Origin of the sequence: Natronorubrum sp. A-ect3 (assembly GCF_041821125.1) — an archaeon.
GTDB lineage: Archaea > Halobacteriota > Halobacteria > Halobacteriales > Natrialbaceae > Natronorubrum > Natronorubrum bangense.
This window is the reverse complement of record NZ_JBGUBB010000011.1, coordinates 1-23,606: the sequence shown is the minus strand read 5'-3', so window position 1 is coordinate 23,606 and position 23,606 is coordinate 1. Positions and strand designations below refer to the sequence as shown.

Sequence of the window (23,606 nt, the reverse complement as noted above, 5' to 3'; positions counted from 1 at the left end):
TCCCTTTCGCTGCGCCCGTCCAGTATCTTGCAGGCAGAATCGCGGTAGTGGCGCTGCCCAACACGTGTCTGGAGTTTTCTATACCAGAACAATACTTATGATGCTCGCCGGACTGTCATTTCGTATGGAAAAACAGGCGAAACATCCTGTGCGAACGACCGAGAAATCGCTACGGCTCATTGCAGAACTCAATCGGCTCGGGGAGGCACGGCTGACAACGCTGTCGGACGAACTCGAGATGGGGAAGAGTGCCGTTCACAACCATCTCAGCACACTCGAGAAACACGGGTACGTCATCAAAAACTCTGACACCAAAACCTACCGTCTCAGCCTCAAGTTTCTCGATATCGGCGGCCAGATACGGGGTGAGAAAGATGTCTACAAAGTTGCGGAGCCGAAGATCAAAGAGATAGCCGAAGAGTCGGGAGAGTTAGTCCACCTCGTCGTCGAAGAAGATGGAAAAGGCGTCTATCTGTGCCGATCAAAAGGCGAGCACGCGGTCGATCTGGATACGTACGTTGGCTGTCGCCACCACATGCACAGTACGGCGTTCGGGAAAGCGATTCTCTCACATCTCCCGACTGAACGGGTTGACGAGATCATCGACCAGCATGGACTCCCGCAGGTGACGCCCCAGACGATAACAGCTCGCGATGAGCTTCTCGAGGAACTCGAGCAAACGCGGGAACGCGGCTTTGCAGTCGACGACGAGGAGCGACTGGAGGGACTCCGCTGTATCGCTGCACCGATCAGATTCAATTCGGACGTTATCGGGGCGATCAGCGTTTCGGGCCCAACGGCGCGAATCGAAGACGACTGGGAGTCAAACGAGTTTGTCAGTCAGCTGCGTCGAGCAGTGAACGTTATCGAGTTGAACAAGTACAACGTCTAGCTCGTTCTGGCGATGATTGTCGGGACGTGACGGTGGGGTCACCAAATAACTTTAATATTAGAACGTAATATTATTGGTTGCATTCATGAGTACGCATACCGACCGTCTCCACGACCGGAAGTTCGTGCGGACGTTCTTTACCACTCCAACAGCAGTGGAAGGAGAAGACGATTCTGCCAAGATGCTTCGCAGTGCCGCCCAACTCCGCGGAATGGAAGCCCCGGACGTCTGGGTCCCGGACAACGAAGATGCAACCGCTCCCTCGATGCGCGATGAGGGAATCGAGAACATCATCGACGTGATTTCCGAGCACGGCGCCGACTACCCCAGTGAGATCCACCCGCGTATGGTCTGGCACAGGGATAGCCCAGCCACCAGGTATCAGGGATTCCAGCACATCATGGAGCTCGCCGACCCCGAAAACGGGGCCATCGAGCACATCGACGGCGTCGTGATCCCGGAGGTCGGCGACATCGACGACTGGAAGAAGGCCGACGAGTTCATCACCATCGTCGAAAACGAGCACGGGCTGGAAGAAGGCAGTCTAGCCATGTCGGTCATCGTCGAAAGCGGCGAGGCTGAACTGGCACTCGGGGACCTCCGTGAGGAGATGGGCAAGCCCGCAAACAACCTCGAGCGTCTGTTCCTTCTCGTGGACGGCGAAGTGGACTACACCAAGAACATGCGAGCGATCACACCCACCGGAGAACTCCCGCCGTGGCCGGAGCTGCGACACAACACCTCTCGCGGTGCGAGCGCGGCCGGCCTGATCGCCGTCGACGGACCGTACGACGACATCCGTGACGTCGAGGGCTATCACGAGCGTATGACCGACAATCAGGCGAAAGGCATGCTCGGTATCTGGTCGCTAACCCCCGGACAAGTAGTGGAAGCGAACAAGTCGCCGCTACCGCCGAAGACCGGCAGCTGGCTCCTCGAGGCCAACGGCCGCGAGGTCGAACTCGACGAGGAAGACGGTCAGTTCGTGTACGAGGGTGATGAAATCGAACTCGACGAGACAGGCGATGACCAGTATCGACTCCGCATCGGCAGCAACGAGCGCGACCTCGACGGAGACGAGCTGTCCGAAGAGTTGCTGGACCTGACATCGTATATCCCAAGTCTGAACGACATCGTTGACTCGATGGAGGAGTTCGAAGCGGCTAAGGAAGCTGGAAAAGGTGCGATCGCCATGGAACGGGCGGCGACACTGGTCATTGATGGGGTTGAAGTCGAGATCAGCAACGACCGAATGTGGGACGAAGCGACCTATCAGGCAGCCCAGACGCCCATCAATCTGTTCCAGGACGTCTACGAGAACCGTCCAGATCAGCACGAGGACCTCGAGGAACTGTACGGTGAGGATATCGTCGAACGCGCGATAGTCGTTGGGTGAGCTATCGGTTGAAACCGATGAGTAGTGACGCGACACCGTAGTGAACCACTCGAAGGGGCAGTCGCCGATCCACATAGCCCTCTTTCACTTTTCAGCAGAGCTATTGTTATATCGAACGTGGAAAGTGTAGCAGAACGCTTCCTGGTTGCCTCTGATGGACCGCCTCTCTCGGTCACGTCCTGAGGCACTCGCCCTGCTTTGCCATGCAGATCACAGAGATACAAGGAGGAAGCCCACGACTTTGGTCTTGAGCCTCTGCTACCTATCTATCAGTTGGCGGAGTGAGACAGTCGACGCTACTTCAGTAATAACTAAATAAATATACTGTTTAGATTTTTGAAATATTGTAATCGCATAGAACGCTGTTCGCGACTGAGTTCTCGAGTGCGCACACTCCAGTTCGGCGGTGAAATCGTTCCAACTCACAGTATGCTCGGCGTACTTGTGAGTTCACTCGCCGATCGACAGCACTGATCGGACGCTGGTATCAGTATAGAGGCAGACAAAGACACTATGCGTATTGTATTCGGCGACTACAGCCCCCTCAGCAGAAAGCTACTTAGGAGGACTGGCCAAAAGTAGAATCTCGTGAAAGGCGGTGATGTCGATGCGAGATCCTGAGCAAAGCGGAGTGTATGACAACATATACTGAGGTTGTCAAATGGGTCAAATATTTTATTTTCTGCCATTTTAGAAAACGGCAGTGGGCGGTCATTCAAGCTCTCGCCACGTGCCCGTCGCAGTAACGCGATTTTCGTCGACGTCAATCGATTGCTCATCCGCAGAAGCACCGAGCAACGCCTCGAGCGCGTCCTCGTCCGGATCGTCGATAATCGCCGCGAAGTCGCCAGTAGACGTCTCCTCGTCTTCGACAGTGAGCGACGAGACGATGCCGTCAGCATCATCGAGTCCCTCGAACGTCAGGTCGATCAACTCCTCGTCTTCGGTCGAATCAGCCGAAGCACCGACTCGAGCACCGTACTGACCGACGGTGACATCGCCGTGGCCAGCGGTTTCGACGAGCCACTCGAGTGCCTCGGATTCGTCCGTTGCCAGCTCGATGTCACCCTCCGAGGCGCCAATGAGTGTCTCGAGTACCGTCAACGGATCGCCACCGGCTTGGATTTCCTCGCCACCGACAAAAACGAGTGTGTCACTGTCGACGGCAATTGCGGCATTGTCCTCGACCGCAACCGGTGTATAGATGTCGTAGCCACCGATCTCGTCTGTCTGTTCCATCTGTCGGAAAAAGTCGAGTTCCGGTTCAGCTGTTATCTGCTCGTCGATTTCGTCGGGCACCATCGCTCCGGTCACAATAAACGCCGCGGTGGTCAGAAGCAGGTCTTCTGCAGTCGACTCGAGTTCGGCGTCGTCGTCGAGGAGTTGGCCCAGTCTGTACGGGGCGAGACTGGTGCCGACAAAGAAGTAAGCCTGGATCAGCCCCTCCGAGACGGGTGCAATCATCGGGTCGGCTTCGAATTCTGCTGGAACGTCTGCATCGAAATCTTCGTCCTCGAGTTCTCCCTCCACGTACTCCTGGAGAGTCGCCCAATCGACGTGTGCAAACTCGAGCCCACCGTCGTCGATCGTGAGCCACCGGCTATACGCAGGCAGATCGCTATCGTTCGCATCCTGTGCATCGACTGTCAGGCAGCCTGCGATTCCGGCAGTGGCCACAGCCGCTGTGCCTGCGAGTCCGAGGAGTTTTCGTCGAGAAACTGTCATAAAGATACCGTACGGTTTCTGGTTCGATATAGCCCGTACCTTCGTTCGTCGCTGCTTATGGAAACCAACAGATAAATCATCGAAAGGAGCCGCCTGCTATTCGGTTGCTATTGTTTTCTGTTAAATCAACAGAGAGAGAATCCTGAAACACTCAGATATCTCGCCGCGTGAAAAGGAAAATGGCAACAGCCAACAAGACAAGAAATGCCACCAGAAGGATACCAGCGTCGAGGAACGCGTACTCTTCGTGAACGAGGATTGCCGTTTCATCGTAGTACCGGCTCGGCATCGCGGCACCGACCCACTCGTAATCCGGGTCCAGTCTGGAGACGCCTTCGACCAGCCAGAGGACAAACACCAGGCTCAGGGCTGTTGCTCTGGCCCGTCTTACTCGATCAACAACGACGGACATGACGAGACCGATCCCAGCACAGACCAAGAGATAGGGAATCGAGAGTAGGTGGGTCATCGCGAGAGCGACGGGGTTGAACGACTCACCGATAGCGATTGCACCGACGTAGACAACAACCGGAACCCCGACGTTCAACACGGTCAGCGGGACCCACAGAGACGCGACCTTCTGTAGCACGACCGACTCACGAGAAACTGGATTGGAAAGTATGAGGTCCATCTTTCGGTCGTAAATGTCCTCCGCGATCATCCCGGCGCCGGCGTATGCGAAATAGATGGCGATGAGCAGAACCCAGAAAAAGGAGTATAGTTCGGCAGCGATGAATCCCTCAATCGTGTGTAGCTCTTCGATCCCAAATAGGTCGAACATGAACTCCGGGAACGCCTCCTCGAACACTTCCATTTCCTCTTGGATACCAGGGAACATCGAGAAATAGAGGACTGACAGCAGCGCAAACACTACAACCAGAATGAGCGAGCTACGAAGCCGCTTTCTGGACTCGAGTCGGAGAATAGCCGTCATGCCGTCACCCCCAGATCGTCCGCGTGGTCGTGACAACAGCGCTGACTGGGGCCACCGGTTCCACAATCGACTCGTCCGGTATGTACATCGAATGCGTTGTGTTCAGCGTGCATGTCAGATGTCCCTCCGTGTAAAGATGAAGACGGCGACGCCAAGCAGGAGGAAAAATATCACGAGGAGAAGGCCGGCGTCAAGGAGGGCATACTCCTCGTGGATGAGAATCGCTGACGGATCGTAGTACCGACTCGGGGTGAGGGCACCGACCCACTCGAAATCGGGATTCATCTGCGAGAGGCCATCAACCAGCCAGAGAAGAAACACCAACACCAGTGCAGCAGCCTGCGCCTTTTCGACTCGCTCGAGAACGACGGAGAAAACGATACCGATGCCGGCACAGACCAACAGATACGGAACACCGAGGAGGTGCACCATCACGAGTGCACCGAGATTGATCGTCTCCTCGAGAACGGACACACCGACAAGTAACATGACTAGTAGTCCAACGCTCAATGCAACCAGAGGAACCCACAGCGCAGCGACCTTCTGGAGCAGGACCGACTCTCGAGACACCGGATTGGAGAGTGTGAGATCCATTCGACGTGTGCGGATATCTCCCGAGATCATGCCCGCGCTGGTGTATGCGAAGTAGATTCCCGCAAGCAGTATCCAGATGAACGGGAAAATATAGCCTCCGGTGAACCCCTCGATCGTGTGTAGCTCTTCGATCCCCAGGAGTTCGAGCAGGTACTCCGGATACGCCTGCTCGACCAACTGCGCTTCTTCTTGTATGCTCGGAAAGACGACGAGGAAAAACGCCGAGAGGATGATGAGCAGGCCAGTCAGGAGCAGTGAGCCACGGATCCGTTTTCCAGACTCATTGCGCAGGATGGCCGTCATTCTGCACCTGGTGTGGCCTCGTCCCCGTAGTAGTGTTTGAAGATGTCGTCGAGTTGGGGGTCTCCGATATCGATGTCTTCGATATCGAATCTAGCGAGGTGGGCGATGAGCGCGTTGTACTCGCCGGTGTAGGTAAACCGAACCGTGCTGTCGACTACTTCAACGTCGATCATGTCGTCCGTTGTAAACTGCTCCCTGTCGACCGGCTCCGCGAGGTGAACCCACACCTGTTTGCCGCCCCGCTCGAGCAACACCTCGATATCCTCAAGCGCGACCAGTTTCCCCTCTCGAATGATCCCCACTCGATCGCACACCCGCTGGACCTCACTGAGGATGTGTGAGGAGAGAAAAATGGTCTTGCCAGCGTCTCGTTCTTCCTCGAGAAATGCGTGCATTCGGTCCTGTTTGAGCGGGTCCAGGCCAGACGTCGGTTCATCCATGATGACGAGCTCCGGGTCGTGCATGAAGGCCTGGACGATTCCGAGCATGCGACGGTTGCCCGAGGAGTACGTCTCGACTGGCTTATCGAGCGGTGGGCGAAACAGATCCAACAACTCGTCTCGTCGTTCATCACCCCGCATCCGAGCGAAGTGGTCGAGCACTTGTCGACCCGTCAACCGGTCCTCGAATCCGAGTGTATCCGGCAGATATCCGATGTTGGCTTTCGCTTCGGTGAGCGCCCGTCGGTCGCGAATGTCCGCACCGAGTACTTCTGCGGTACCAGATGTGGGCTTGATGAGCCCGAGCAACAGACGAATGGTCGTCGTTTTTCCCGCCCCGTTTGGGCCGAGGTAGCCGAAAATCTCTCCGGCAGTGACGTCGAAAGTGACGTCGCCGTTCGCCACAGTGTCGCCATACCGTTTGGTAAGTCCATCCAGGCTGAGCACCGCCGTTTCGGAGTCCGGTTCCGGTGCAGCGTTTTCGGTTTGGGCGCACATTGTTTGCGACAGTATACGGGAGCGACATAATAAAGCGTTGCAGCCGTTTTACACGACAGCCGGTTAGACGCGTGCTCGAGAAAAAGTCGCGCTTTGAAAGGGTTTGCCGTCCTCGAATCCGAGCTCACCGATCGACGATCGTGCGCAGCTGTCGACGAATCTGTGTTCGGCCGCGAGACGAACGGGCGACAGACGCGAGGTTGATCGCCGACTGTGCGAGCCACAGACTCTTATAGAGCGGCGCCCGCGCAGGGTAGTCGGACTCGAGCGACGCGTGGTTCCGGTAGCGGGCTCGGAACACCTCCCTGAGCCGCGCTCGCTCGGGAGATGGGAGCGACCGAAACCGGTCGATGAACCGCACTTCGGCGCGAGCGACAGCGTACTCCGCTGGAGCCACATGGGCATTTCCCCAGTCGAGCACCGCGGTAATCCTCCCGGAGGAGGTGACCAGTAGGTTCCCGGGATGGAAGTCGCCGTGACAAAGCACCGCTTGAGACGCCGGTGAACGCCGTGGGAGCACTCGAGAGACAGCAGCAAGCGTGTCGACGACAGACGGCGGCGTCGGATCGCACACGCACAGTCCGGTCGGATGATTCGGAGTCCGCTCGAGGCCGCCCGTTCGGTCGAACGCGAATTCGGTCGTCGACCAGTCGTGCAGGCGGCCGAGTATCGATCCGGCATCGGAAACGAGCCGTCGCCGAACTGTTCGACTACACTGACTGTACCACGGGTCAGGGGATTCGCCGTCGACATACTCGTACAGCGCCCATCGCGAAAGGGGCGCTGCCGTTTCAGTTGCTGTTGTCCGACTGGCGTCGACAAACCGTCCCGAAGCCAGGACATCAGGCACTGCCAACGACGTCCGGTTGCCAACGAGCCGACAGACGGCTGGCTCGATCACAGCACCAGTCCAGACGCTCGCCCCACCGATCTTGCAGACGACTTGCTCGGGCTCGCCCTCGAGCTCGAGCAGATACGTCTCAGCCACCGAGCCGACAGCTGGCCGTCGACACGAACGGACAGTCGTTCCGAAAACCTGCGAGACGACTCGTCGAACGGGCTCGGGAAGCCGCTCGTCGGCTGCACCCATTGTGTACCAGACCCACCGCCGACTGACCTAATCGTTGGGTTCCGCCGAACAGATTGGGCTTCACCCATAACACTCAATCTGAGCGCGGCCATTGTCTCGGGTGTGTCGGTCGAATCGGTTCGTCAGAAACTGTACTATCGACTTCGGCGACTGGTCCTCGGGGGCTACTACCGACTGGTCCATCTGAACTACGACCGAGAATGGCTCGCCACCCAGAAACGAACTCACGGCGGAACGGTCCGTAGCTACGAACTCTACAACCGCCACGGTCGTGATGAGATGCTCACCGAACTCGAGGCCCGCTGTGGACCTGAAAGCGTCGTCTTCGACGTCGGCGCAAACGTCGGCGTCTACGCGCTCGCCCTTGCCGCTGGCGAACCGGACCGCCGGATCGTCGCCGTCGAACCCGCACCAGTGGTCGCCGACCAGCTCGAGGCAAACGTCCGTGTCAACGGCTTCGAAGAACGGATCGACGTCCGACGCTGTGGGCTCGGTGCCGAGTCAGGCGAGCGGCCCTTCTACGTCTCGACGTACACGGAGCTCTCCGGGTTCGACCGGGAGAGTGCAACTCGCTGGGAGGCAGCCGTGGCGACTGTTGACTCCGTCTCGGTGAACCGACTCGACGACCTCGTCGCCGAGTCGCTGCCGCCGGATCTCATCAAGATCGACGTCGAGGGAGCCGGCCCGGACGTCCTTCGGGGCGGCCGTGAAACGCTGGAGCGTCATCGTCCAACGGTGTTTCTCGAGCTCCACGAGGACGGCCTCGTCGGCGATGAACCAGCCGCCTGTCGCGAGCTACTCGAGGGCCTCGAGTATTCGATTCGGGAGCGAGACGACTACTGGATAGCCGAGTCGAAAGAATCGGCGTAGTACGGGTGAAAAGTACAGCACTGGGTGAGAGGGGTTGCCAATACTTATGTGTCAATCGAATGTATGTTGAAATGTGCGCCGTCGTGCCCCCTCGCTGGCCTTCCAGTCAGTATGTCCATTATTTCCGGGTGTCTGAGTGGCGAGATCGATGATGACGAGAGTACAGCGGCAGATCGCTCGAGGATGGCCATACTCCTCTTTCGACCACCCTCATATTTTACTTTCTTGTGAAATAATCGGATATTCGATCGAGATATGATTTGAGTCCAAACTTTTGCGACATCGACACAGTGCCCACTCTCGTTCGAGAGTTACGGGGAACTAGCCCCTGTGACGGATCGTATCACGGATATCCGATACAGTGATCCACCGCTCGTCTATCAGTATCAGCAGACAGAGAACGATCGTAATATAAAATGTATATCGTTGTACCACGTCTGCGGGTCCAAGAATCTCTCCAGTCGCGTTCACCATCGTGTGGAAGATGATCGCTGCGAGAACACTTTTGGCCGTATTGTGGTATATCCACGCGTAGAGTATCTGCACGAACACCATTCCCCCGAAGAAGTAGAAGGGCTCCGGATCAATCGTGGCCGCGCCGAAGTATCCCTCCATCAGCCACAGGGGAACGTGCCAGGTCGCCCACACGGCCCCGGTAATCACGCCGACCGCGACGACGCCCCGGAACTCGAGCAATCGATGAACGAAGTAGCCGGTCAATCCGATCTCTTCGACCACCCCTGCAAGTACCGTGAACGTCAGGAACAGCGCCAGTGACTCCAGTTCGATCGAGGGATTCAACGGCTGCTCCGACGCACCGGCGAGTACTACAAGACCGGCTGCAAGGACCGTGATTGCAGGTTGGAGGAAAATGCAAATCACGTACCATCTGGGGCTGATCCGACGAGTGTTGACGGTTCGGTCCCAGAGATTTCGAAGTCCCGACCACCCTCCCAGCCGGTGGGTCAGTGCGATACCGCCCAGCATTGGGCTGAGTCCCCCGATGTAGAACAACAGCACGTTCGGAAACGTCCAGACGCTCTCCCCGGACAGGACGATGAGTCCCCAGAAGAACCACGCCCAGCCGAGATAAATGATGACGAAAACGTAGGGGTTCGTCGGATTCGGTGCGATCGTAGCGAGCCGGTCACTGACGTCCATCGGTTTCCACCTCGGACCTACTGGACTGGTTTGCCGGGACACCCCCTGCGTGCTCTGTGCCGGGAATCGTTTCTCGAGTCGTCAGCGTTCGGCCATAGACGGCCACGATGACCACTGCGATGACCAGCATCAGGACGGATCTCGAAACACCCATGAGGTACGGAAACTCGGCAATATCGAGTTCCCCCTCGTACGGGTAGAGCACCAGTGTCGTGTTAAACACACCATGTAACAGCGCGGCTATCAGCACGCTTCCTCCGGTGCTGTTGTAGACCCAGGTGAACAGTATCGAGAGCGTAAATCCGTCTATCAAATAAATCACCGGCCCCATCTGCGCTTGATACGAGTCGGGCTGAAAGAACAACGGGAGGTGCCAGAGTGCCCAGAAAAAGCCGATGACGAGGCTGGCTATCAACGCGTTGTACTGGTCTTGAAGCCGGGGGAGGGCAAATCCACGCCAGCCGAGTTCTTCCCCGAGGCCCGCAGTCAAGATTTGAAATACGAGGAAGAAAAGAGCAATCCAAACTCGCTCCGGGAGGACTCCTGGAGCAATGGTTTCGCCGGTCAGAGCGACGTATATGGCCGTCGATCCGCCGACGAAGATAATAGGAAATCCAACCAGTACGAACAGGTACCAGCGGCCGTTGACCCGCCAGATGAACAGCTGTCCTACCCACTGACGAAGGTTTCCGCCGGTGACCCACGTAAGGAATGCCGCAGCGAGTAACGGACCGAACACACCGAGCGCGATCGGTGGGGGACCAACGACGAATTCAACACCGTACATCGTCCACGAAAACGCGATCGTGAGGACGAAAAAGAGCGCAACCTGATGTGAGCGAGTAAACGCTTGCAAATCCGCGTTCATGGATGCTTCTCCGGAACGGCTCTCACGTTGCCCGTGGGCAGCGCGACGACATCTTCTCTTACTCGAGTGGGCTCTGTGACAAGCCACCCCCTGAGACTGCGGCCTATTACGGTGGCAGCTCCAGCCACTCTCGCGTACGGAGACACGCGCGCACGTCCGCAGCTACCGATCTTGACGCGTGCCATCGCCAGTATCGTTAGCGTAATGGTTGGCACAATTACAGAATCAGTGAGGAAATCAATAAACCCCCAGTTGCGGGAAGAAATGCTAAGATCCCTACAGGGGAACTCATGAAACAGAATAATATGAACTCGAGTTGAACTCGAGTAGACCACAACGAGTGACAACGACTCACCGTCGATTGCTCACCGCCTCCGGAACCGGGTCAGCAGATTACTAGACCAATATGGCGTGTCTGAGGTCTCGCTCACTCTCGTTCGAAACAGGTGTTCACAACCGTTGCATCACGAAAAGGCCAGCCAGAATCGCCAGATTCGCCAGAGCGCCCGCGGAGGCGACAGTCCAATCAAGCGTCGTGAGGACCAGTGAAAACACGGTAACTGCGAGCAGCATTTCTCGCCAGTAGCGCCAGCCAATTACCAGCGCGACAGCCGAAGCGACGAACCCAACGCCGGCCACGGCGGTCAACACGGCAAAGACCCGTATTCCGGTATCGCCTACGTCAACGGCACCGCCGAGCAGGGTGGTTTTGTACGGGAGGTCAGCCATCTCGAGTAGCTCGAAGTAGACTCCAATCCCGAGAAAGTGAATGACACCGTGGATTGTGAGTGCAATTGCTGTGACGTATGTGAGGTATTTCCACATCAGGATTCACAACTTTTGGACTGTCATACCCGTCTTCACGGCTATGATAGTCAGCTATCTAGCCGGTTCACGTCTAAAACTGTAAAACATCGGGTGAGGGACACCGTTCATCTCAGCGTTCCCTCGGAGATGTCCGTCCATCTAACGCACCATTCGACCGCTCACGGTGATAGTGGTATCCGAAACGTCTCAGCCAGCGACGAGCACTGGCCGAACTGCCCCGACAGAACGTCTGATCGAGAGACCAACTCCTCATTTGGTACTTGCCTCCCGTGCCTAGAGAGCCGACCCACTCCTATTTCAAACCTGATACGCTACGTGTACCATGGGCTCCACAACCGAACTCCGGGCTCGTCGAGTTCGCCAACGAAAATCCCACATAGACTGGGTCAATCGACGGAACTGCGACGGTTGGGGTCGATCGAAATGAAGATTCTGGTATTCGGTGCAGGGCCGCTAGGGAGTCTGAAAGCAGCACGACTCCACGAGGCGGGACACGACGTCTCGCTGCTCGCTAGGGGCCAACGGCTGGCGGATTTAAGAGAACACGGAATCGTTATTCAGGAAGAAGGGGCCCATGGGGAGGAAGTCGCTCACGTTCCCGTGGTAGAGTCGTTCGAACCCGACGACGACTATGATCTCGTTCTGGTCGTCATGGGAGAGCATCAAGCCGTACAGATTCTGGACACGTTGGCGGAAAACGAGCACGTCCCGACGTTTCTCTTCATGGGGAACAACGTCAACGGGTCCGACGAAATGGTTCAGGCGCTCGGCAACGAGCGTGTGATGTTGGGGTTTCCGTACCCTGGCGGGAAACGAGACGGACACGTCATGCGCGTGCTCCCGGTCGGCGAGGCCAACCAATACACCATCCCGATCGGAGAGGTCGATGGAACGATTCGTCCCCGGACTCGAGAAGTGGCGGCGGTGCTTTCGGACATGCGAGGGTACGACGTCGATATCCGGACGGACATAGAGGAGTGGTTGAAGTACCACGTTGCGTTGCTCATGTCCGGCCTCGTTCCCGCGCTGTATGCCGCAGATACCAGTATGAAACGGCTGGGCGAAACCAGAGATTTGCTGGTGCTGTCGGTCCGTGCGACGAAAGAAGCGCTGCGTGGGTTACGCAGGGCAGGGTATGCCCCCAGTCCGCCAGTCGTCAGGGCCTTCGAGTACGTCCCGGAGCCGGTTTGCGTCTGGGCCATCGGACGGCTCATGCGAAACGAGTACGCGAAGATTTCGGTCGAAGGACACGCTCGAGATGGCCGAGAGGAAATGAGATATCTGTTCGACGGGTTGCGTTCTCTCATCGATCAGGCGGGTGATGAAACGGACGCAATCGACCAGTTGGCCCCGTACTACGACCCCGACACACCGCCATATCCCGACAGAAAAGGAGAGCTGTCCATGAAGTGGGGCGGCCTCGTCGCTCCTGCAGTTGGGGCCGGAGCGCTCGCACTCGCTCTTCGACACCTGCGCTCGAAAGCAAGCGCTGAGTCCACGACCGAGCGTGAGTCCGGGGGCATTTATTACGAAACAAGCGGGCCCAAAAACGCGACCGCAGTAGTGTTCACTCACGGGTTCGCACTCAACCGCGAGACGTGGCGGGGACAGGTCTCTACGCTGTCCGAGTCGTATCGGGTCCTCTCGTGGGATCTTCCCGGCTGTGGCGACGCTGCCGAAACGAGTGAGCCGGTGCGATTCGACGTCGCCGCTCGGAAACTGCTCGACGTACTGGACGACGAAGGGATCGACCACGCCGTTCTGGTCGGCCAGTCGATGGGAAGCCTGTTGAACCAGTACATTGCGTACCACCACCCCGACCGTGTTCGAGCCCTTGTTCACGTCGGGGGCTTCCCACTGCACGAGGGGTTTTCTGAACGGACGATCAAACTGATGGGGGTGCACGTGAGGGGACTGAAGCTCATGCCCGAACAAGTGCTGTACGACGTGTTTGGTCGGTTTGTCGCTCACACTCCCGACGCCCAAGAGTACGCGAGACGGGCGAGTGCACGTACTGGGAAGGGGAACATGGTCCCCCTCGAGCGCAGGCTCCTCGAAGATCTGAAAGAAGGGATCCCCGAACTACCCGAGTGCCCGCAATTGGTCGTGGTCGGTGAACACGAATATTTCCTGCTCCGAAAGAAAGCGAAAGCGTGGGACGAACGACTCCCCAATAGCGCGTACACAACGGTACCAGATGCAGGACACATTGCAAACCACGATAATCCGACGGTAATCAACGAACTACTGATCTCGTTTCTGGAAACACTTGACCAATCGAGAACCGCATGACACAATCGTACCGGTCGAAAGACAAGAGAGATCCAGAAGTGGCGCGGTCTGGTCCTCCCGCGGCTACTGATCACGCCGAACGTACTACTCTCACGCGTATCCACCGAGCTACGGCGTCAGCTCGAGAAAGCGATTTGCTCACGGTGTCAGAGAAATAACTCACAGACTTACTTTTCCCCGCGACGAACCACACGTCGAACGTGAAATTCCTGCCCAAATCCGAGCGCTCGACGGACGAACCGTCTGACCAAACAGCGGATCGGGACGAGTCAACTGAGCACTCGAAATCACGACGTACCACGTTCCTCCAAGGGGCCGCTGTATTCGTCGTGATGTTCGTAACGCTCTGGTGGCTGCTCTCCCGCGGAGAGGAACGGACGGAGTGATCAGCGTGGAGAAGAACGCCGGCGGTGCGGATCGAACGGTTCAAATCGCCGCCGGGCTCGTGTTCGTCGGCGCAATGATGGTGACGAGAGCCTTCGGAGATCGACTCGAGAATCCGACACAGGGAATCGTCACAGCAGTCTTGCCACTCGTCGCGTTCGTACTGCTTGGTACGGCCGGAGCCAAGAAGTATCCGGTGAACCGTACGCTGGGTCAGAGCACCGACGAGGAACGTGGTCTCGAAAGCCGATGAACAGACACGAACTGATCGACGTTGCGACGATTTCGATGAGTGGGTTGCTCCTGCGAAATTCCAGGTTCTTTTCGCGGTCGCTCTCTAGCGCTCCGATCGGTGACGTCGTCAGTGGTACTGCGATCGATATCGAAGACATTCGACCTGGACACGTCCAGGAAGTCTCTGCATCGACTCCAGTCGGAGAGTTCCACGCAGCGTATCTCGTCACCCAGTGGCGAGGGCGGGACGCACCGACCCTGCTGTATCACCACGGAAGCGGCGAGCAGCCGTTTGACTTCGGACGGTTCAGTTCGAACTCGTTTCAGCGCCTCTTCGGGACGAACTTCGACCAAGATATCAACCTGATCGTTCTCCGAGCGCCGTTTCACGACCGCTCGAACAGGGAGTACATACGAGCGATGGGGGATCTCGAGAACTTCGTTGGAATGCTCGCCACGTCGGCTGCGCTCATGGAGGGGCTGGCCGAACGATCGCGAGAGATGGGCTGCCCTGCGGTCCTTGCAGCCGGTATCAGTCTTGGCGGCTGGGCCGTCAATCTCCACCGCGCCCACTGTGCGGGTGTCGATCGGTACGTCCCGATATTTGCCGGGGCGCGACTCGGAGAACTGTTCGTCTCGTCGGTCTATCGGAAACTGGCGGCTGAGTCGGCACGAACGAATCCGGAGGCACTTCGCACCATCCTCGATTTCGGGGACGCCTTTGTCCGCAACGATGCGGACGACTGTGACCCGCTGCTCGCTCGCTACGACCGCTTAATCGAGTTCGAAACACAACGACCAGCTTACGAAGGGGGTGATCTGGGCGTTCTGGAGAAAGGGCATATCACCGGTTCGCTCGCAACGGATGCACTACGAAGTCACATCCAGCGGTCGATCACCAAGACGCGCAAGTGAGGTTTCGGATCTCTCTGCCTCGAGAGAGATCCGTCACCCGAAACGATTTTTCCCACGCCCCCGAACCACTGTCCGATGGCAATCAGTTCCCGTGTCTCGAGTGTGAACCTGACGGGCCTCGAGTGGCTCGCAGTGGGTTTCGTCGTCGTGACCGGCGTAATTCATCTCGGTCTCGGGATCGCGTTTCTACCCGACCCACTCGCGGTCGCGTTCGTCCTCGCCGGCGCTGGGTTTGCCGGCGCACTCGTGCTCTTTTTGCTCGGGATTCGTCGCCAACTGCTCTATCTGATCGGCGTCCCGTTCGTCGGCGCACAAATCGTCGCCTGGTACGTGATCGCCCAACCGACAGGCAGTGGGGACGTTGGGCCGCTCGAGGCGATTGATAAAGTCGTACAGCTGTCGTTGATCGTCGTCCTTCTGGTGCTCTACAGCCGTGAGTCCTGACCATCGTTCCGCCGACGGCGACCTCGAGCCTCGAGCACAGCCGGATCTGCCACCGGTCGTGACTGCGGTCAGTCGGTGGCTCGAGGCAGCGACAGGACTCGTCCTGTTGACCGCCCTCGGTGCCGGTAGCATCGCAGTCGCGTGGCAACCTGCCCGAACAGTCGAGTTTGTCGGCTGGGTTGTCGTCGCGCTGGCCGTCGTGCTACTCGTAACCGGCATCGCCCTTCAGCGGACGACCCAGAGCACGGGAGCCGACCCACTCACGTTCGCCTCGTGGATCACGCTCACTCGGGGGGCGGCGCTTGCGACGTTCGTCGGCGTTCTCGCGGTTGGAACAGCCGAATCGGGATCCACCGCAGGGACCGTTTCGGTGCCAGGAGCCGACGCCGGCCTCATCGCGTGGATGCCCGCACTCCTTTTTGCGGCAGCTGGACTGCTCGACGCCGTCGACGGAGCAGTCGCCCGGAAGATGGGGACGGTAACCGACCTGGGGGCTCGTCTTGATGTCGAACTCGACGGTCTCACGACGCTCATCGGCTCGGTCGTCGTGGTCTCGATGGGGGCCGCCTCGGTCGCCTTTCTGGCTGTCGGAGCTGCCAGATACCTCTACGTCGGGAGTCTCTGGCGGCGACGGCGGCGGGGTCGTCCAGTACGAGACCTCCCCCCGAGCAGGGTTCGTGGGCCACTATCTGGGTTCGTTCTCTTCTCGATCTGGTTCGCGCTGGTGCCGATCACGACCGCGGGACAGTCGATCCTGCTTACAACTGTCGTCGCGGTGCCGTTTCTGTGTAATTTCCTGTGGGACTGGCTCGTGGTCACGACTCGAGTGCCCCGGTGAACGCGAGCACGAAACCCGCCGACAGCCCGTCGAAAGCCGCACAATACCCAAGTATCTACAGTTCGATTGATCAGACACGTGATCTGGTACGACCGACAGCCGTGGACGAGGAGACAGCCGACGAGAGGCGGAAATCGATGACCGCACGGACGGTCATGTTCACCGGCCCACGGTCCGTCACTGTCGAGCGCAGCCCCATCCCCGAACCCGGTCCCGACGAGGTGCTGGTCGAGACAGCAGTCTCAGCGATCAGTAGCGGGACCGAAGGCCTGCTCTACCGCGACGAAGCGCCGACCGAGCTAACAGCCGACGAGTCCATCGACGCCCTCGATGGCGACCTCTCCTATCCGATTGCCTACGGCTACGCCGCCGTCGGTCACGTAAAAAGCGTTGGAGCGGACGTCTCCTCGGAGTGGCTCGATCGTCGAGTCTTCGCGTACAACCCCCACGAGAGCCACTTCCTCGCCACACCTGCTGATCTCGTCCCAGTTCCCGACAGTATCTCGACGTCGAACGCTGCGTTGCTCGCGAACATGGAAACAGCCGTCACGTTCTTGCTCGACGGCGAACCGCTGCTCGGCGAGCGCGCAGTGGTCCTCGGTCAAGGCGTCGTCGGCCTGCTGACAACGGGACTGCTCGCCCGGACGCCCTTGGAGACGCTCGTCACCGTCGATCAGCATCAGAATCGTCGCCGACTCGCAGAACAGCTCGGTGCCGATCGTTCGATCGCGCCGACAGACGATGAACCCGCAGCAGCGCTCGAGACGATCATGGACGATCGAGCGGACCTGACCTACGAACTCACGGGCTGTCCGGACGCGCTGGACGACGCAATCTCGATGACAAGCTACGCCGGCCGGGTGATCGTCGGCTCCTGGTACGGTCGCAAACCCGTCTCACTCGATCTCGGTGGTCGCTTCCACCGCGACCGGATCGACGTTCGCGCGAGTCAGGTGAGTACGATTGCACCCCGCCACCGCGGGCGCTTTACGCGCGAGCGCCGCCACGAGATTGCCTGGCGCCGGCTCGAGCAACTCGACCTCGAGGCACTGCTCACTCACCGAATTCCGGTCGAACAGGCGAGCGAGGCCTACCGCCTGCTCGATGAGCGGCCGTCGGAGGCGGTGCAAGTGCTCCTGACCTATGACTGATGGTCAAGACCGGCTCTGTTCAAGACGGAGTTCACGGACAAGCCCACTCTCAGATGGTGCCAGGTTCAGAGCCTTCTGCGGTCAGTACAGGTGAACCGCCTCGGGGTCAAGCCCCGAGGCACTCGGCCTGCTTTTTCTGTAGAAGACTGGTTACCGAGAGTCGTCAGAATCAGATTCAGCCTCGGGAAGAAGTTCGTCTGGGCGCCCGTTCATAATAGAATGTGCGCCGTCCCCGATACCAATCGTGACTACCTGATCTTCGCAGTCATCCACTTCTGAGCGATTCTGCTCCAACCGTTCTTCGTGTTCAGCTTCAGTACGATATGTCCCATGTGTATCGTATATCTGCTCTATCGTCGAGCGTCTCTCTCCGGGCAGTTCAATCGTTTCAGAGAATGTTCGCTCCCACTCGGTGTCGGCAAACATACGCTCTTTCAACCGATAAACACGAACCCTGACCGTTTGTGGTTCGGATAGATAGTTTTCTACGTAGAGGTGATTCGATGTTTTATCGCACACATCTTCGTCAAGACATCCCGCAACACCAGTGATCCCAATCACACCTGAAGAGAGAAAAAATCGACGTCGATTCATTGTGATTATCATTACTTGACAATATATACTGATAAATTTTCCCCGCTGTTCAGTTTGCACACACGGTTGCCGGATCGAGTGGACTATATTAACAACTGAAACTGTTTGCACACCGACCGCACAGCTGTCGTGCGATCAGGTGCGCATTGACTTGCAGTGGCTACTATAGCTGTAGAGTCCCGAAAAATGGGATTTCGACAAAGCCTTCATACGGTCTGCTGTACCGATTTGCCGGCGCGACCGCAGGATGGCTCGTGGTCGCACCGGAAATGACTTCAGCAGACCGTATCAGACCACCTCTGTGAGCCCCATCGTTTATAATCCGAACGCTGGTACGTGCGTTCATGTATGACGTTTCTGTTTCGCGATCATTCGTCGCACAGCACTTTCTCACGGTGCCCGATCCCGGTCCCGAAGGCGACCTCCACTCTCACCACTACACGCTCGAGGTGACAGTCAGTGCACCCGAACTCGACGAGTACGGGTACGTCGTCGATATCGACGATCTGTCGGCTGCCGTCGACACCGCCGTCGAGGCGTATCGTGACCAAACGCTCAACGACTGTCCCGCTTTCGAGGGGTTGAATCCAAGTCTCGAGCACTTCACACGTATCGTCGCCGACCGCCTGCTCGAGGACGGTCAGCTCTCGACGGAGACCGCGACCAGCATCCGGATCGCGATGGACGAGGACGACATCGCTCGCGTGGGCCACGAGCGTGATCTCTCCGGGAACAAATCCCGAGCCGAGTAAACTCAGAACGGACATGCACGTTGGACTCGTCGTCTACGGCAGCCTCGAGGAGACCTCTGGTGGCTTTCGGTACGATAGACGCCTCGTCTCCCACCTCGAGCGCCGTGGCGACGACGTCGAGATAATCGCGCTCCCCTGGCGGTCGTATCGGCGACACCTGCTTGATGGGGTCTCGCAATCGGTCCGCAAGCGCCTCGATCGGCCGTTCGACGTCCTCCTCCAGGACGAACTCTGTCACCCATCACTGTGGCGGCACAACGACCGACTTGAGCAACCCGAGGCGATCGTCTCGCTCGTCCACCTGCTTCGATCGGGCCACCCTGGCGGTCAGCTCCGCCCGTGGCAGTTCGTTGAAACGGCCATTGAACGCCGCTATCTCGAGAGTGTCGACGCCACAATCTGCACGAGCCGAGATACGCGTGACCGGACAGTTACACTCGCCGACCGCCCGACGCTCGTCGCACCGCCTGGCGGACGGGTCGAAGGGGCCGCCATCGACACCGAGACAGTCACAACGCGTGCGCGAACGGCCGACCCGCTTCGAATCACGTTCCTTGGAAACGTGATCCCGCGAAAGGGCGTGCTGACACTGCTCGAGGCACTCGAACAGGTCGACTGCGAATGGGAACTTACCGTAGCCGGGAGCCTCACGGCCGATCCAGCATATGCTGACTCGACCGTCGCGTTCGCGGATGACTGTGAAATGGACGATCGCGTCGCGTTCGCCGGCGAGGTCACCGACGCTGCGCTCGAGTCACTCCTCGAGCGAAGTCACATCCTCGCGGTGCCATCGACGTACGAGGGGTTCGGAATGGTCTACCTCGAAGCGATGGAGTACGGCGTCGTCCCGGTCGCAAGCGCCGTCGGCGGCGCACGCGAGTTCGTCGACGACGAACGGAACGGCTTTGTCGTGGATCCAGCGAACCCGGATGCCATCGCAACCGTCATCGAACGCCTCGGAACCGACCGGGACGAACTCGCGGCGCTGGGAGAAAACGCCCTCGAGACGGCCGCCGCACATCCGACCTGGGAGGAGACGATGACCCGCGTTCGGACGTTTCTGCTCGAGCAAGCCGAGAAGCAACGACGAAACCGCCACGCTGGAACGCGAGTGGAGACGAGAGCGAAGCCGGAGAGCGAACAGATCGACGGAGACCATGCATGACGACGTTTCAGGCATATCTCGAGGCGAAACGGCCGGTCGACGATCGCGCGCTGAACGATCGCGTCTTTCGAGCGTTTGCTGACGGTCTCGCTGACCTCGAAGAAACACACAAAGGGCCGATTCGAATTGTCGAAATCGGCGGCGGAATCGGGTCGATGGTCGCTCGGCTCGCGGAACGGACTGTCTTGCCTTCGGCTGTTCAGTACGAAATAATTGATCTCGACGAGGACTCCATCGACCACGCCCGCGAACGCCTGCCGACGTGGCTTGCCGATGCTGGATACACAGTCAATCGAACGCAGACCGGGCTCGTCGCTCGTTCGGAAGGGCGGGGCGGGGTGGCAGACGATGCAAGCGACGGGGCCGAACTCGAGGTGGTCCTCGAGACGGGCGACGCCTTCGCTACCCGCAACGACTGCACGGCGGTCGATGTCGTGATCGGCGCAGCCGTTTTCGACCTCGTCAATCTCGACCGGGCACTCTCGTGGGTTTCCTCGGTGCTCAAACTCGATGGCCTCGTCTATGCACCACTGACATTCGACGGTGCAACCGGATTCACTCCACCAGACTCCTTCGACGGCCGACTCGAGCGATACTACCATCGCCATATGGACGACATTCGCGACGAACCAGGTGGAAGTCGAGCCGGCAGGGAGCTAGTCGGAGCCCTCGAAGCCGAGAAACGGCCGCTCGAGGTGTGCGCCGTCGGCGGCTCAGACTGGGTTCTCCGGCCGCACGATCGTACTGCGGCCGTTGCCAGGGACGAACGGACTGTGATTCGACACCTACTCGAGACGATCGATGACGCGCTCGCAGACTATCCCGCAGACCAACTCGATCCAAACGCGCGACGACGATGGCTCGAGCGACGATACAACGAACTCGAGGCCGGTGAACTCACCGTTTTGGCCCATCACCTCGACGTACTAGGTCGTGTCCAACCCACAGACTGACGCGCAATGATTTCAGTGAACAGATATCTGAAAATAAAAACTCAACAGATCTGTGTGTCGAATTTTGGAGTTGGTGATCAGTCGAGTACCACCAGCCAAACGTGCGCTTCAGAGCTATCACCGAAGTAGTACTATCAGGTGCAGGGAAAAGAGTGACCCGTGGCCGAACGGATCTGTTAGATAATGGGTCGTACATCATCCACGGCTTGGGAGTACAAAGTCATCGAGCCACCGACAGAGTTGACGAAGCGTGAATCGACAAATCCCGAACCGCGACTCAACGAACTGGGTGCCGATGGATGGCGACTCGTCGAGACCGTCTCGTACGACGGCGGCGGGACGAAGTTTCTGATCTTCGAGCGGTCGCTCGAAGACTGACCCACGAGTCATACGATGAGGGATCTATCATCCGGCAATACAATGCGGGAGCGGGCCGCCGAGAACCGCTACAAGCTCTGGGTACTACTCAATATGAATCGGTGGCTGCTCACTGGCGTGCTGGCTGCCGGTGTTTTCTTCGCGTTGATGCTCTGGGGTGTGTCGAGTCTCCCATCAACACAGCGGGTGCTGTTGACGACGGATTGGGTCAAGATGTCGTTTCAAGCGTTGATCGGGGCGCTCATCACTGGGACCACGCTCGTCGTCTCGATCAACCAGCTGGTCCTCTCTCAAGAGATTGGACCACTCGGCAGCCAGCGCCGACGGATGGACCTCGCGATGGATTTCTACAAGAATACCGACGATTTGCTCGACTTTCCGAGCCCTGCAAACCCCGCCGTGTTCCTCAAGGAACTGATCGACGCGACCAGCGACCGGGCCCGCGCGTTCGAGGACGCGGTTCAACACACCGATGATGAGGATCTCCGAGCACAGACTGAGGAGTATGTCGACGACCTCCTCGAGAACGCACAGGTTGCGACAGAGGATCTGGAGGGCGCCGAGTTCGGAACCTTTGCCGTCATGAACGCGGCGTTGAACTACAACTACGATCGGAAGATGTACGATCTCCGCTGGCTGTTGGACGAGTACGAGGAGAGCCTCACGAGCGAGCAGCACGATGCAGGGATGAGCATGCTAACGGCGCTTACGATGTACGGACCCGCTCGAGAGTATATCAAGACGCTCTACTTTCAGTGGTCGCTCGTCAAGCTCTCACAGGGGATTTTGTATCTCGCAGTGCCAGCACTCGTCGTCGCCGGTGGAATGGTGATGCTCGTCGATGCGCATACGTTCACCGGCTTTCTCCTCGGAATTGATATCCGGCTATGGGTGATCTGTGCCGCCTACACGATCTGTGTACTCCCATTTTTGCTGTTCGTCTCGTACATTCTCCGCTTGGCGACGATCGCGAAGCGAACGTCTGCTATGGGTCCGCTTGTGCTCCGCGGAGACTAAGTTCGCAAAGCGTCTCGCTCCGTTTTCACGACAGAATCACCGGTGGACTCAAGGTGGTGTCGGAACATCTCTTTGAGAAGGAGGTATATTGATGGAGATTCCCGACGATTTACGAAGCGTCTTCAGTGCTGAAGTGACAGAACAACACGATTCGTTCGTTATTGAAGTTCCAGAGCGTGAGGTCGCAATCGGAGACGTTCAAGATGGCGAAGTGTATCGCGTTGCGCTGCTTGCGACCGAGACGACAGCATCAGCCGACACTGAACAGAGACAGACGAAAGAGCGGCAGACACAGCAAAGAGAACAGACACAGAAACGAGAGACACAGGAGCGAGGGTTCTCAGGACCCCCTGTTGGGGAAGGTGACACGCGAACCGTGGATATCGAAAGTATTGGAGAGCAAGGCGATGGTATCGCCCGCGTTGAACGGGGATACGTCGTCATCGTTCCTGAGACCGAGAAAGGGGAACGCGTGACCATAGAGATCACTGACGTGAAAGAAAACGTGGCTTTTGGCGAGGTTGTTGAACGCGAAGAGTACTACGAATAAAATCCATCCCACGGTGAACAACGCGGTTTCCTCCGTGGGAGTTCCAGTCGGCCTGAATGACGGTACCAGTATTATTCGCGAGAATAGTAGCAGTAGATAGTAGCACGATTTCGTTATTTAGTCTCGTGTTTGAAACTGAATCGGAGTAGTTCGGTAACTACGTGTGCGAACTGACCGTTTGCCTTCTAATAATCTTTCACAACCTACTATAAAGAATATAATGCTGTATATGGGCGTAAAGTATTTATGACAACCTCTCAAACTATTCGTATGGTTGCTATTGGAATTGGTGCTCCTGCATTCTTGATTGGGCAGTCAGCTATCTGTGGTTACGCTATAC

At 58.0% G+C, this 23,606-nt stretch carries 24 protein-coding genes; 15 read left to right on the top strand and 9 right to left on the bottom strand.

All coding sequences use genetic code 11. The features are described from left to right. The first annotated feature begins 124 nt into the window (after positions 1-124). On the top strand, positions 125-892 hold the full coding sequence (locus ACERJA_RS18900) for an IclR family transcriptional regulator (protein ID WP_049889876.1): 768 nt from the start codon (positions 125-127) through the stop codon (positions 890-892). An 85-nt stretch (positions 893-977) separates the two neighbouring features. After that, the gene (gene aceB, locus ACERJA_RS18895; RefSeq protein WP_373609767.1) at positions 978-2,288 is read left to right on the top strand and encodes a malate synthase AceB; all 1,311 of its coding nucleotides are present in this window, start codon (positions 978-980) and stop codon (positions 2,286-2,288) included. 711 nt (positions 2,289-2,999) lie between these two features. Here the strand turns inward: aceB and ACERJA_RS18890 are convergent. The 5 genes from ACERJA_RS18890 to ACERJA_RS18870 form a co-directional block, all read right to left on the bottom strand. Then, on the bottom strand, positions 3,000-4,013 hold the full coding sequence (locus tag ACERJA_RS18890) for a hypothetical protein (protein WP_373609766.1): 1,014 nt from the start codon (positions 4,011-4,013) through the stop codon (positions 3,000-3,002). Between the two features lie 151 nt (positions 4,014-4,164). After that, a complete protein-coding gene (locus ACERJA_RS18885; RefSeq protein WP_373609765.1) occupies positions 4,165-4,947 on the bottom strand; it encodes an ABC transporter permease subunit in 783 nt (260 codons plus the stop codon). Positions 4,948-5,061: 114 nt separating this feature from the next. Further along, positions 5,062-5,844 (bottom strand): ABC transporter permease subunit, encoded by a 783-nt coding sequence (locus ACERJA_RS18880; protein WP_373609764.1) that lies wholly within the window; start codon positions 5,842-5,844, stop codon positions 5,062-5,064. Then, positions 5,841-6,782, bottom strand: coding sequence for an ABC transporter ATP-binding protein (locus ACERJA_RS18875; RefSeq protein ID WP_373609763.1), 942 nt, complete (start codon positions 6,780-6,782; stop codon positions 5,841-5,843). The genes ACERJA_RS18880 and ACERJA_RS18875 overlap by 4 nt, the downstream gene beginning before the upstream one ends. Positions 6,783-6,906: 124 nt before the next feature. After that, the gene (locus ACERJA_RS18870; protein ID WP_373609762.1) at positions 6,907-7,872 is read right to left on the bottom strand and encodes a phosphotransferase family protein; all 966 of its coding nucleotides are present in this window, start codon (positions 7,870-7,872) and stop codon (positions 6,907-6,909) included. A 102-nt stretch (positions 7,873-7,974) separates the two neighbouring features. Between ACERJA_RS18870 and ACERJA_RS18865 the strand changes: the two genes are divergently transcribed. Beyond that, complete coding sequence (locus ACERJA_RS18865; protein ID WP_373609761.1) at positions 7,975-8,742, top strand: FkbM family methyltransferase; 768 nt, start codon at positions 7,975-7,977, stop codon at positions 8,740-8,742. Positions 8,743-9,063: 321 nt separating this feature from the next. Here the strand turns inward: ACERJA_RS18865 and ACERJA_RS18860 are convergent, their stop codons facing one another. The 3 genes from ACERJA_RS18860 to ACERJA_RS18850 form a co-directional block, all read right to left on the bottom strand. After that, a complete protein-coding gene (locus ACERJA_RS18860; RefSeq protein WP_373609760.1) occupies positions 9,064-9,903 on the bottom strand; it encodes a CPBP family intramembrane glutamic endopeptidase in 840 nt (279 codons plus the stop codon). Then, on the bottom strand, positions 9,890-10,690 hold the full coding sequence (locus ACERJA_RS18855; protein WP_373609759.1) for a type II CAAX prenyl endopeptidase Rce1 family protein: 801 nt from the start codon (positions 10,688-10,690) through the stop codon (positions 9,890-9,892). Before ACERJA_RS18855 ends, ACERJA_RS18860 begins: the two co-directional genes overlap by 14 nt. 531 nt (positions 10,691-11,221) lie before the next feature. Then, positions 11,222-11,596 (bottom strand): ABC transporter permease, encoded by a 375-nt coding sequence (locus tag ACERJA_RS18850; protein WP_373609758.1) that lies wholly within the window; start codon positions 11,594-11,596, stop codon positions 11,222-11,224. 426 nt (positions 11,597-12,022) lie between these two features. Between ACERJA_RS18850 and ACERJA_RS18845 the strand changes: the two genes are divergently transcribed. The 6 genes from ACERJA_RS18845 to ACERJA_RS18820 all read left to right on the top strand — a co-directional run bounded on the left by ACERJA_RS18845 (position 12,023) and on the right by ACERJA_RS18820 (position 17,857). Then, the gene (locus ACERJA_RS18845) at positions 12,023-13,891 is read left to right on the top strand and encodes an alpha/beta fold hydrolase (protein WP_373609757.1); all 1,869 of its coding nucleotides are present in this window, start codon (positions 12,023-12,025) and stop codon (positions 13,889-13,891) included. Positions 13,892-14,282: 391 nt separating this feature from the next. Next, positions 14,283-14,528 carry a DUF2892 domain-containing protein gene (locus ACERJA_RS18840; protein WP_373609756.1) on the top strand — a complete coding sequence of 82 codons (246 nt, stop codon included), beginning with the start codon at positions 14,283-14,285 and terminating at the stop codon, positions 14,526-14,528. After that, positions 14,525-15,424 (top strand): hypothetical protein, encoded by a 900-nt coding sequence (locus ACERJA_RS18835; RefSeq protein ID WP_373609755.1) that lies wholly within the window; start codon positions 14,525-14,527, stop codon positions 15,422-15,424. Before ACERJA_RS18840 ends, ACERJA_RS18835 begins: the two co-directional genes overlap by 4 nt. A gap of 75 nt (positions 15,425-15,499) precedes the next feature. Beyond that, on the top strand, positions 15,500-15,868 hold the full coding sequence (locus ACERJA_RS18830; RefSeq protein ID WP_373609754.1) for a hypothetical protein: 369 nt from the start codon (positions 15,500-15,502) through the stop codon (positions 15,866-15,868). Then, positions 15,858-16,706, top strand: coding sequence for a CDP-alcohol phosphatidyltransferase family protein (locus ACERJA_RS18825; RefSeq protein ID WP_373609753.1), 849 nt, complete (start codon positions 15,858-15,860; stop codon positions 16,704-16,706). The genes ACERJA_RS18830 and ACERJA_RS18825 overlap by 11 nt, the downstream gene beginning before the upstream one ends. A gap of 137 nt (positions 16,707-16,843) precedes the next feature. Next, positions 16,844-17,857 (top strand): zinc-binding dehydrogenase, encoded by a 1,014-nt coding sequence (locus tag ACERJA_RS18820; protein WP_373609752.1) that lies wholly within the window; start codon positions 16,844-16,846, stop codon positions 17,855-17,857. A gap of 150 nt (positions 17,858-18,007) precedes the next feature. Here the strand turns inward: ACERJA_RS18820 and ACERJA_RS18815 are convergent, their stop codons facing one another. Further along, positions 18,008-18,451, bottom strand: a complete 444-nt coding sequence (locus tag ACERJA_RS18815; protein WP_373609751.1) for a hypothetical protein — start codon at positions 18,449-18,451, stop codon at positions 18,008-18,010. Positions 18,452-18,795: 344 nt separating this feature from the next. Here ACERJA_RS18815 and ACERJA_RS18810 point away from each other — a divergent pair, with 344 nt between their 5' ends. From ACERJA_RS18810 to ACERJA_RS18785, 6 genes are all read left to right on the top strand, one after another. Further along, positions 18,796-19,203, top strand: coding sequence for a 6-pyruvoyl tetrahydropterin synthase family protein (locus tag ACERJA_RS18810; protein WP_373609750.1), 408 nt, complete (start codon positions 18,796-18,798; stop codon positions 19,201-19,203). 13 nt (positions 19,204-19,216) lie between these two features. Continuing rightward, positions 19,217-20,368: a glycosyltransferase family 4 protein gene (locus tag ACERJA_RS18805; RefSeq protein WP_373609749.1), complete on the top strand. Its 1,152-nt coding sequence runs from the start codon at positions 19,217-19,219 to the stop codon at positions 20,366-20,368. Beyond that, the gene (locus tag ACERJA_RS18800; protein ID WP_373609748.1) at positions 20,365-21,321 is read left to right on the top strand and encodes a class I SAM-dependent methyltransferase; all 957 of its coding nucleotides are present in this window, start codon (positions 20,365-20,367) and stop codon (positions 21,319-21,321) included. The genes ACERJA_RS18805 and ACERJA_RS18800 overlap by 4 nt, the downstream gene beginning before the upstream one ends. A gap of 183 nt (positions 21,322-21,504) precedes the next feature. Further along, a complete protein-coding gene (locus tag ACERJA_RS18795) occupies positions 21,505-21,699 on the top strand; it encodes a DUF4177 domain-containing protein (RefSeq protein ID WP_373609747.1) in 195 nt (64 codons plus the stop codon). 15 nt (positions 21,700-21,714) lie between these two features. After that, the gene (locus tag ACERJA_RS18790) at positions 21,715-22,716 is read left to right on the top strand and encodes a hypothetical protein (protein ID WP_373609746.1); all 1,002 of its coding nucleotides are present in this window, start codon (positions 21,715-21,717) and stop codon (positions 22,714-22,716) included. Positions 22,717-22,807: 91 nt separating this feature from the next. Beyond that, positions 22,808-23,266 carry a TRAM domain-containing protein gene (locus ACERJA_RS18785; RefSeq protein ID WP_373609745.1) on the top strand — a complete coding sequence of 153 codons (459 nt, stop codon included), beginning with the start codon at positions 22,808-22,810 and terminating at the stop codon, positions 23,264-23,266. Positions 23,267-23,606 lie beyond the last annotated feature (340 nt).

What these genes read in the sequence shown, in the direction of transcription:
- ACERJA_RS18880 (WP_373609764.1), bottom strand. Translation starts at nt 5,844, where the DNA reads ATGACGGCCATCCTGCGCAATGAGTCTGGAAAACGGATCCGTGGCTCA.
- ACERJA_RS18800 (WP_373609748.1), top strand. Translation starts at nt 20,365, where the DNA reads ATGACGACGTTTCAGGCATATCTCGAGGCGAAACGGCCGGTCGACGAT.
- ACERJA_RS18815 (WP_373609751.1), bottom strand. Translation starts at nt 18,451, where the DNA reads ATGAATCGACGTCGATTTTTTCTCTCTTCAGGTGTGATTGGGATCACT.
- ACERJA_RS18855 (WP_373609759.1), bottom strand. Translation starts at nt 10,690, where the DNA reads ATGTACGGTGTTGAATTCGTCGTTGGTCCCCCACCGATCGCGCTCGGT.
- ACERJA_RS18805 (WP_373609749.1), top strand. Translation starts at nt 19,217, where the DNA reads ATGCACGTTGGACTCGTCGTCTACGGCAGCCTCGAGGAGACCTCTGGT.
- ACERJA_RS18830 (WP_373609754.1), top strand. Translation starts at nt 15,500, where the DNA reads ATGGCAATCAGTTCCCGTGTCTCGAGTGTGAACCTGACGGGCCTCGAG.
- ACERJA_RS18860 (WP_373609760.1), bottom strand. Translation starts at nt 9,903, where the DNA reads ATGGACGTCAGTGACCGGCTCGCTACGATCGCACCGAATCCGACGAAC.
- aceB (WP_373609767.1), top strand. Translation starts at nt 978, where the DNA reads ATGAGTACGCATACCGACCGTCTCCACGACCGGAAGTTCGTGCGGACG.
- ACERJA_RS18890 (WP_373609766.1), bottom strand. Translation starts at nt 4,013, where the DNA reads ATGACAGTTTCTCGACGAAAACTCCTCGGACTCGCAGGCACAGCGGCT.
- ACERJA_RS18785 (WP_373609745.1), top strand. Translation starts at nt 22,808, where the DNA reads ATGGAGATTCCCGACGATTTACGAAGCGTCTTCAGTGCTGAAGTGACA.
- ACERJA_RS18885 (WP_373609765.1), bottom strand. Translation starts at nt 4,947, where the DNA reads ATGACGGCTATTCTCCGACTCGAGTCCAGAAAGCGGCTTCGTAGCTCG.
- ACERJA_RS18870 (WP_373609762.1), bottom strand. Translation starts at nt 7,872, where the DNA reads ATGGGTGCAGCCGACGAGCGGCTTCCCGAGCCCGTTCGACGAGTCGTC.
- ACERJA_RS18845 (WP_373609757.1), top strand. Translation starts at nt 12,023, where the DNA reads ATGAAGATTCTGGTATTCGGTGCAGGGCCGCTAGGGAGTCTGAAAGCA.
- ACERJA_RS18795 (WP_373609747.1), top strand. Translation starts at nt 21,505, where the DNA reads ATGGGTCGTACATCATCCACGGCTTGGGAGTACAAAGTCATCGAGCCA.
- ACERJA_RS18820 (WP_373609752.1), top strand. Translation starts at nt 16,844, where the DNA reads ATGACCGCACGGACGGTCATGTTCACCGGCCCACGGTCCGTCACTGTC.
- ACERJA_RS18810 (WP_373609750.1), top strand. Translation starts at nt 18,796, where the DNA reads ATGTATGACGTTTCTGTTTCGCGATCATTCGTCGCACAGCACTTTCTC.
- ACERJA_RS18875 (WP_373609763.1), bottom strand. Translation starts at nt 6,782, where the DNA reads ATGTGCGCCCAAACCGAAAACGCTGCACCGGAACCGGACTCCGAAACG.
- ACERJA_RS18835 (WP_373609755.1), top strand. Translation starts at nt 14,525, where the DNA reads ATGAACAGACACGAACTGATCGACGTTGCGACGATTTCGATGAGTGGG.
- ACERJA_RS18790 (WP_373609746.1), top strand. Translation starts at nt 21,715, where the DNA reads ATGAGGGATCTATCATCCGGCAATACAATGCGGGAGCGGGCCGCCGAG.
- ACERJA_RS18900 (WP_049889876.1), top strand. Translation starts at nt 125, where the DNA reads ATGGAAAAACAGGCGAAACATCCTGTGCGAACGACCGAGAAATCGCTA.
- ACERJA_RS18850 (WP_373609758.1), bottom strand. Translation starts at nt 11,596, where the DNA reads ATGTGGAAATACCTCACATACGTCACAGCAATTGCACTCACAATCCAC.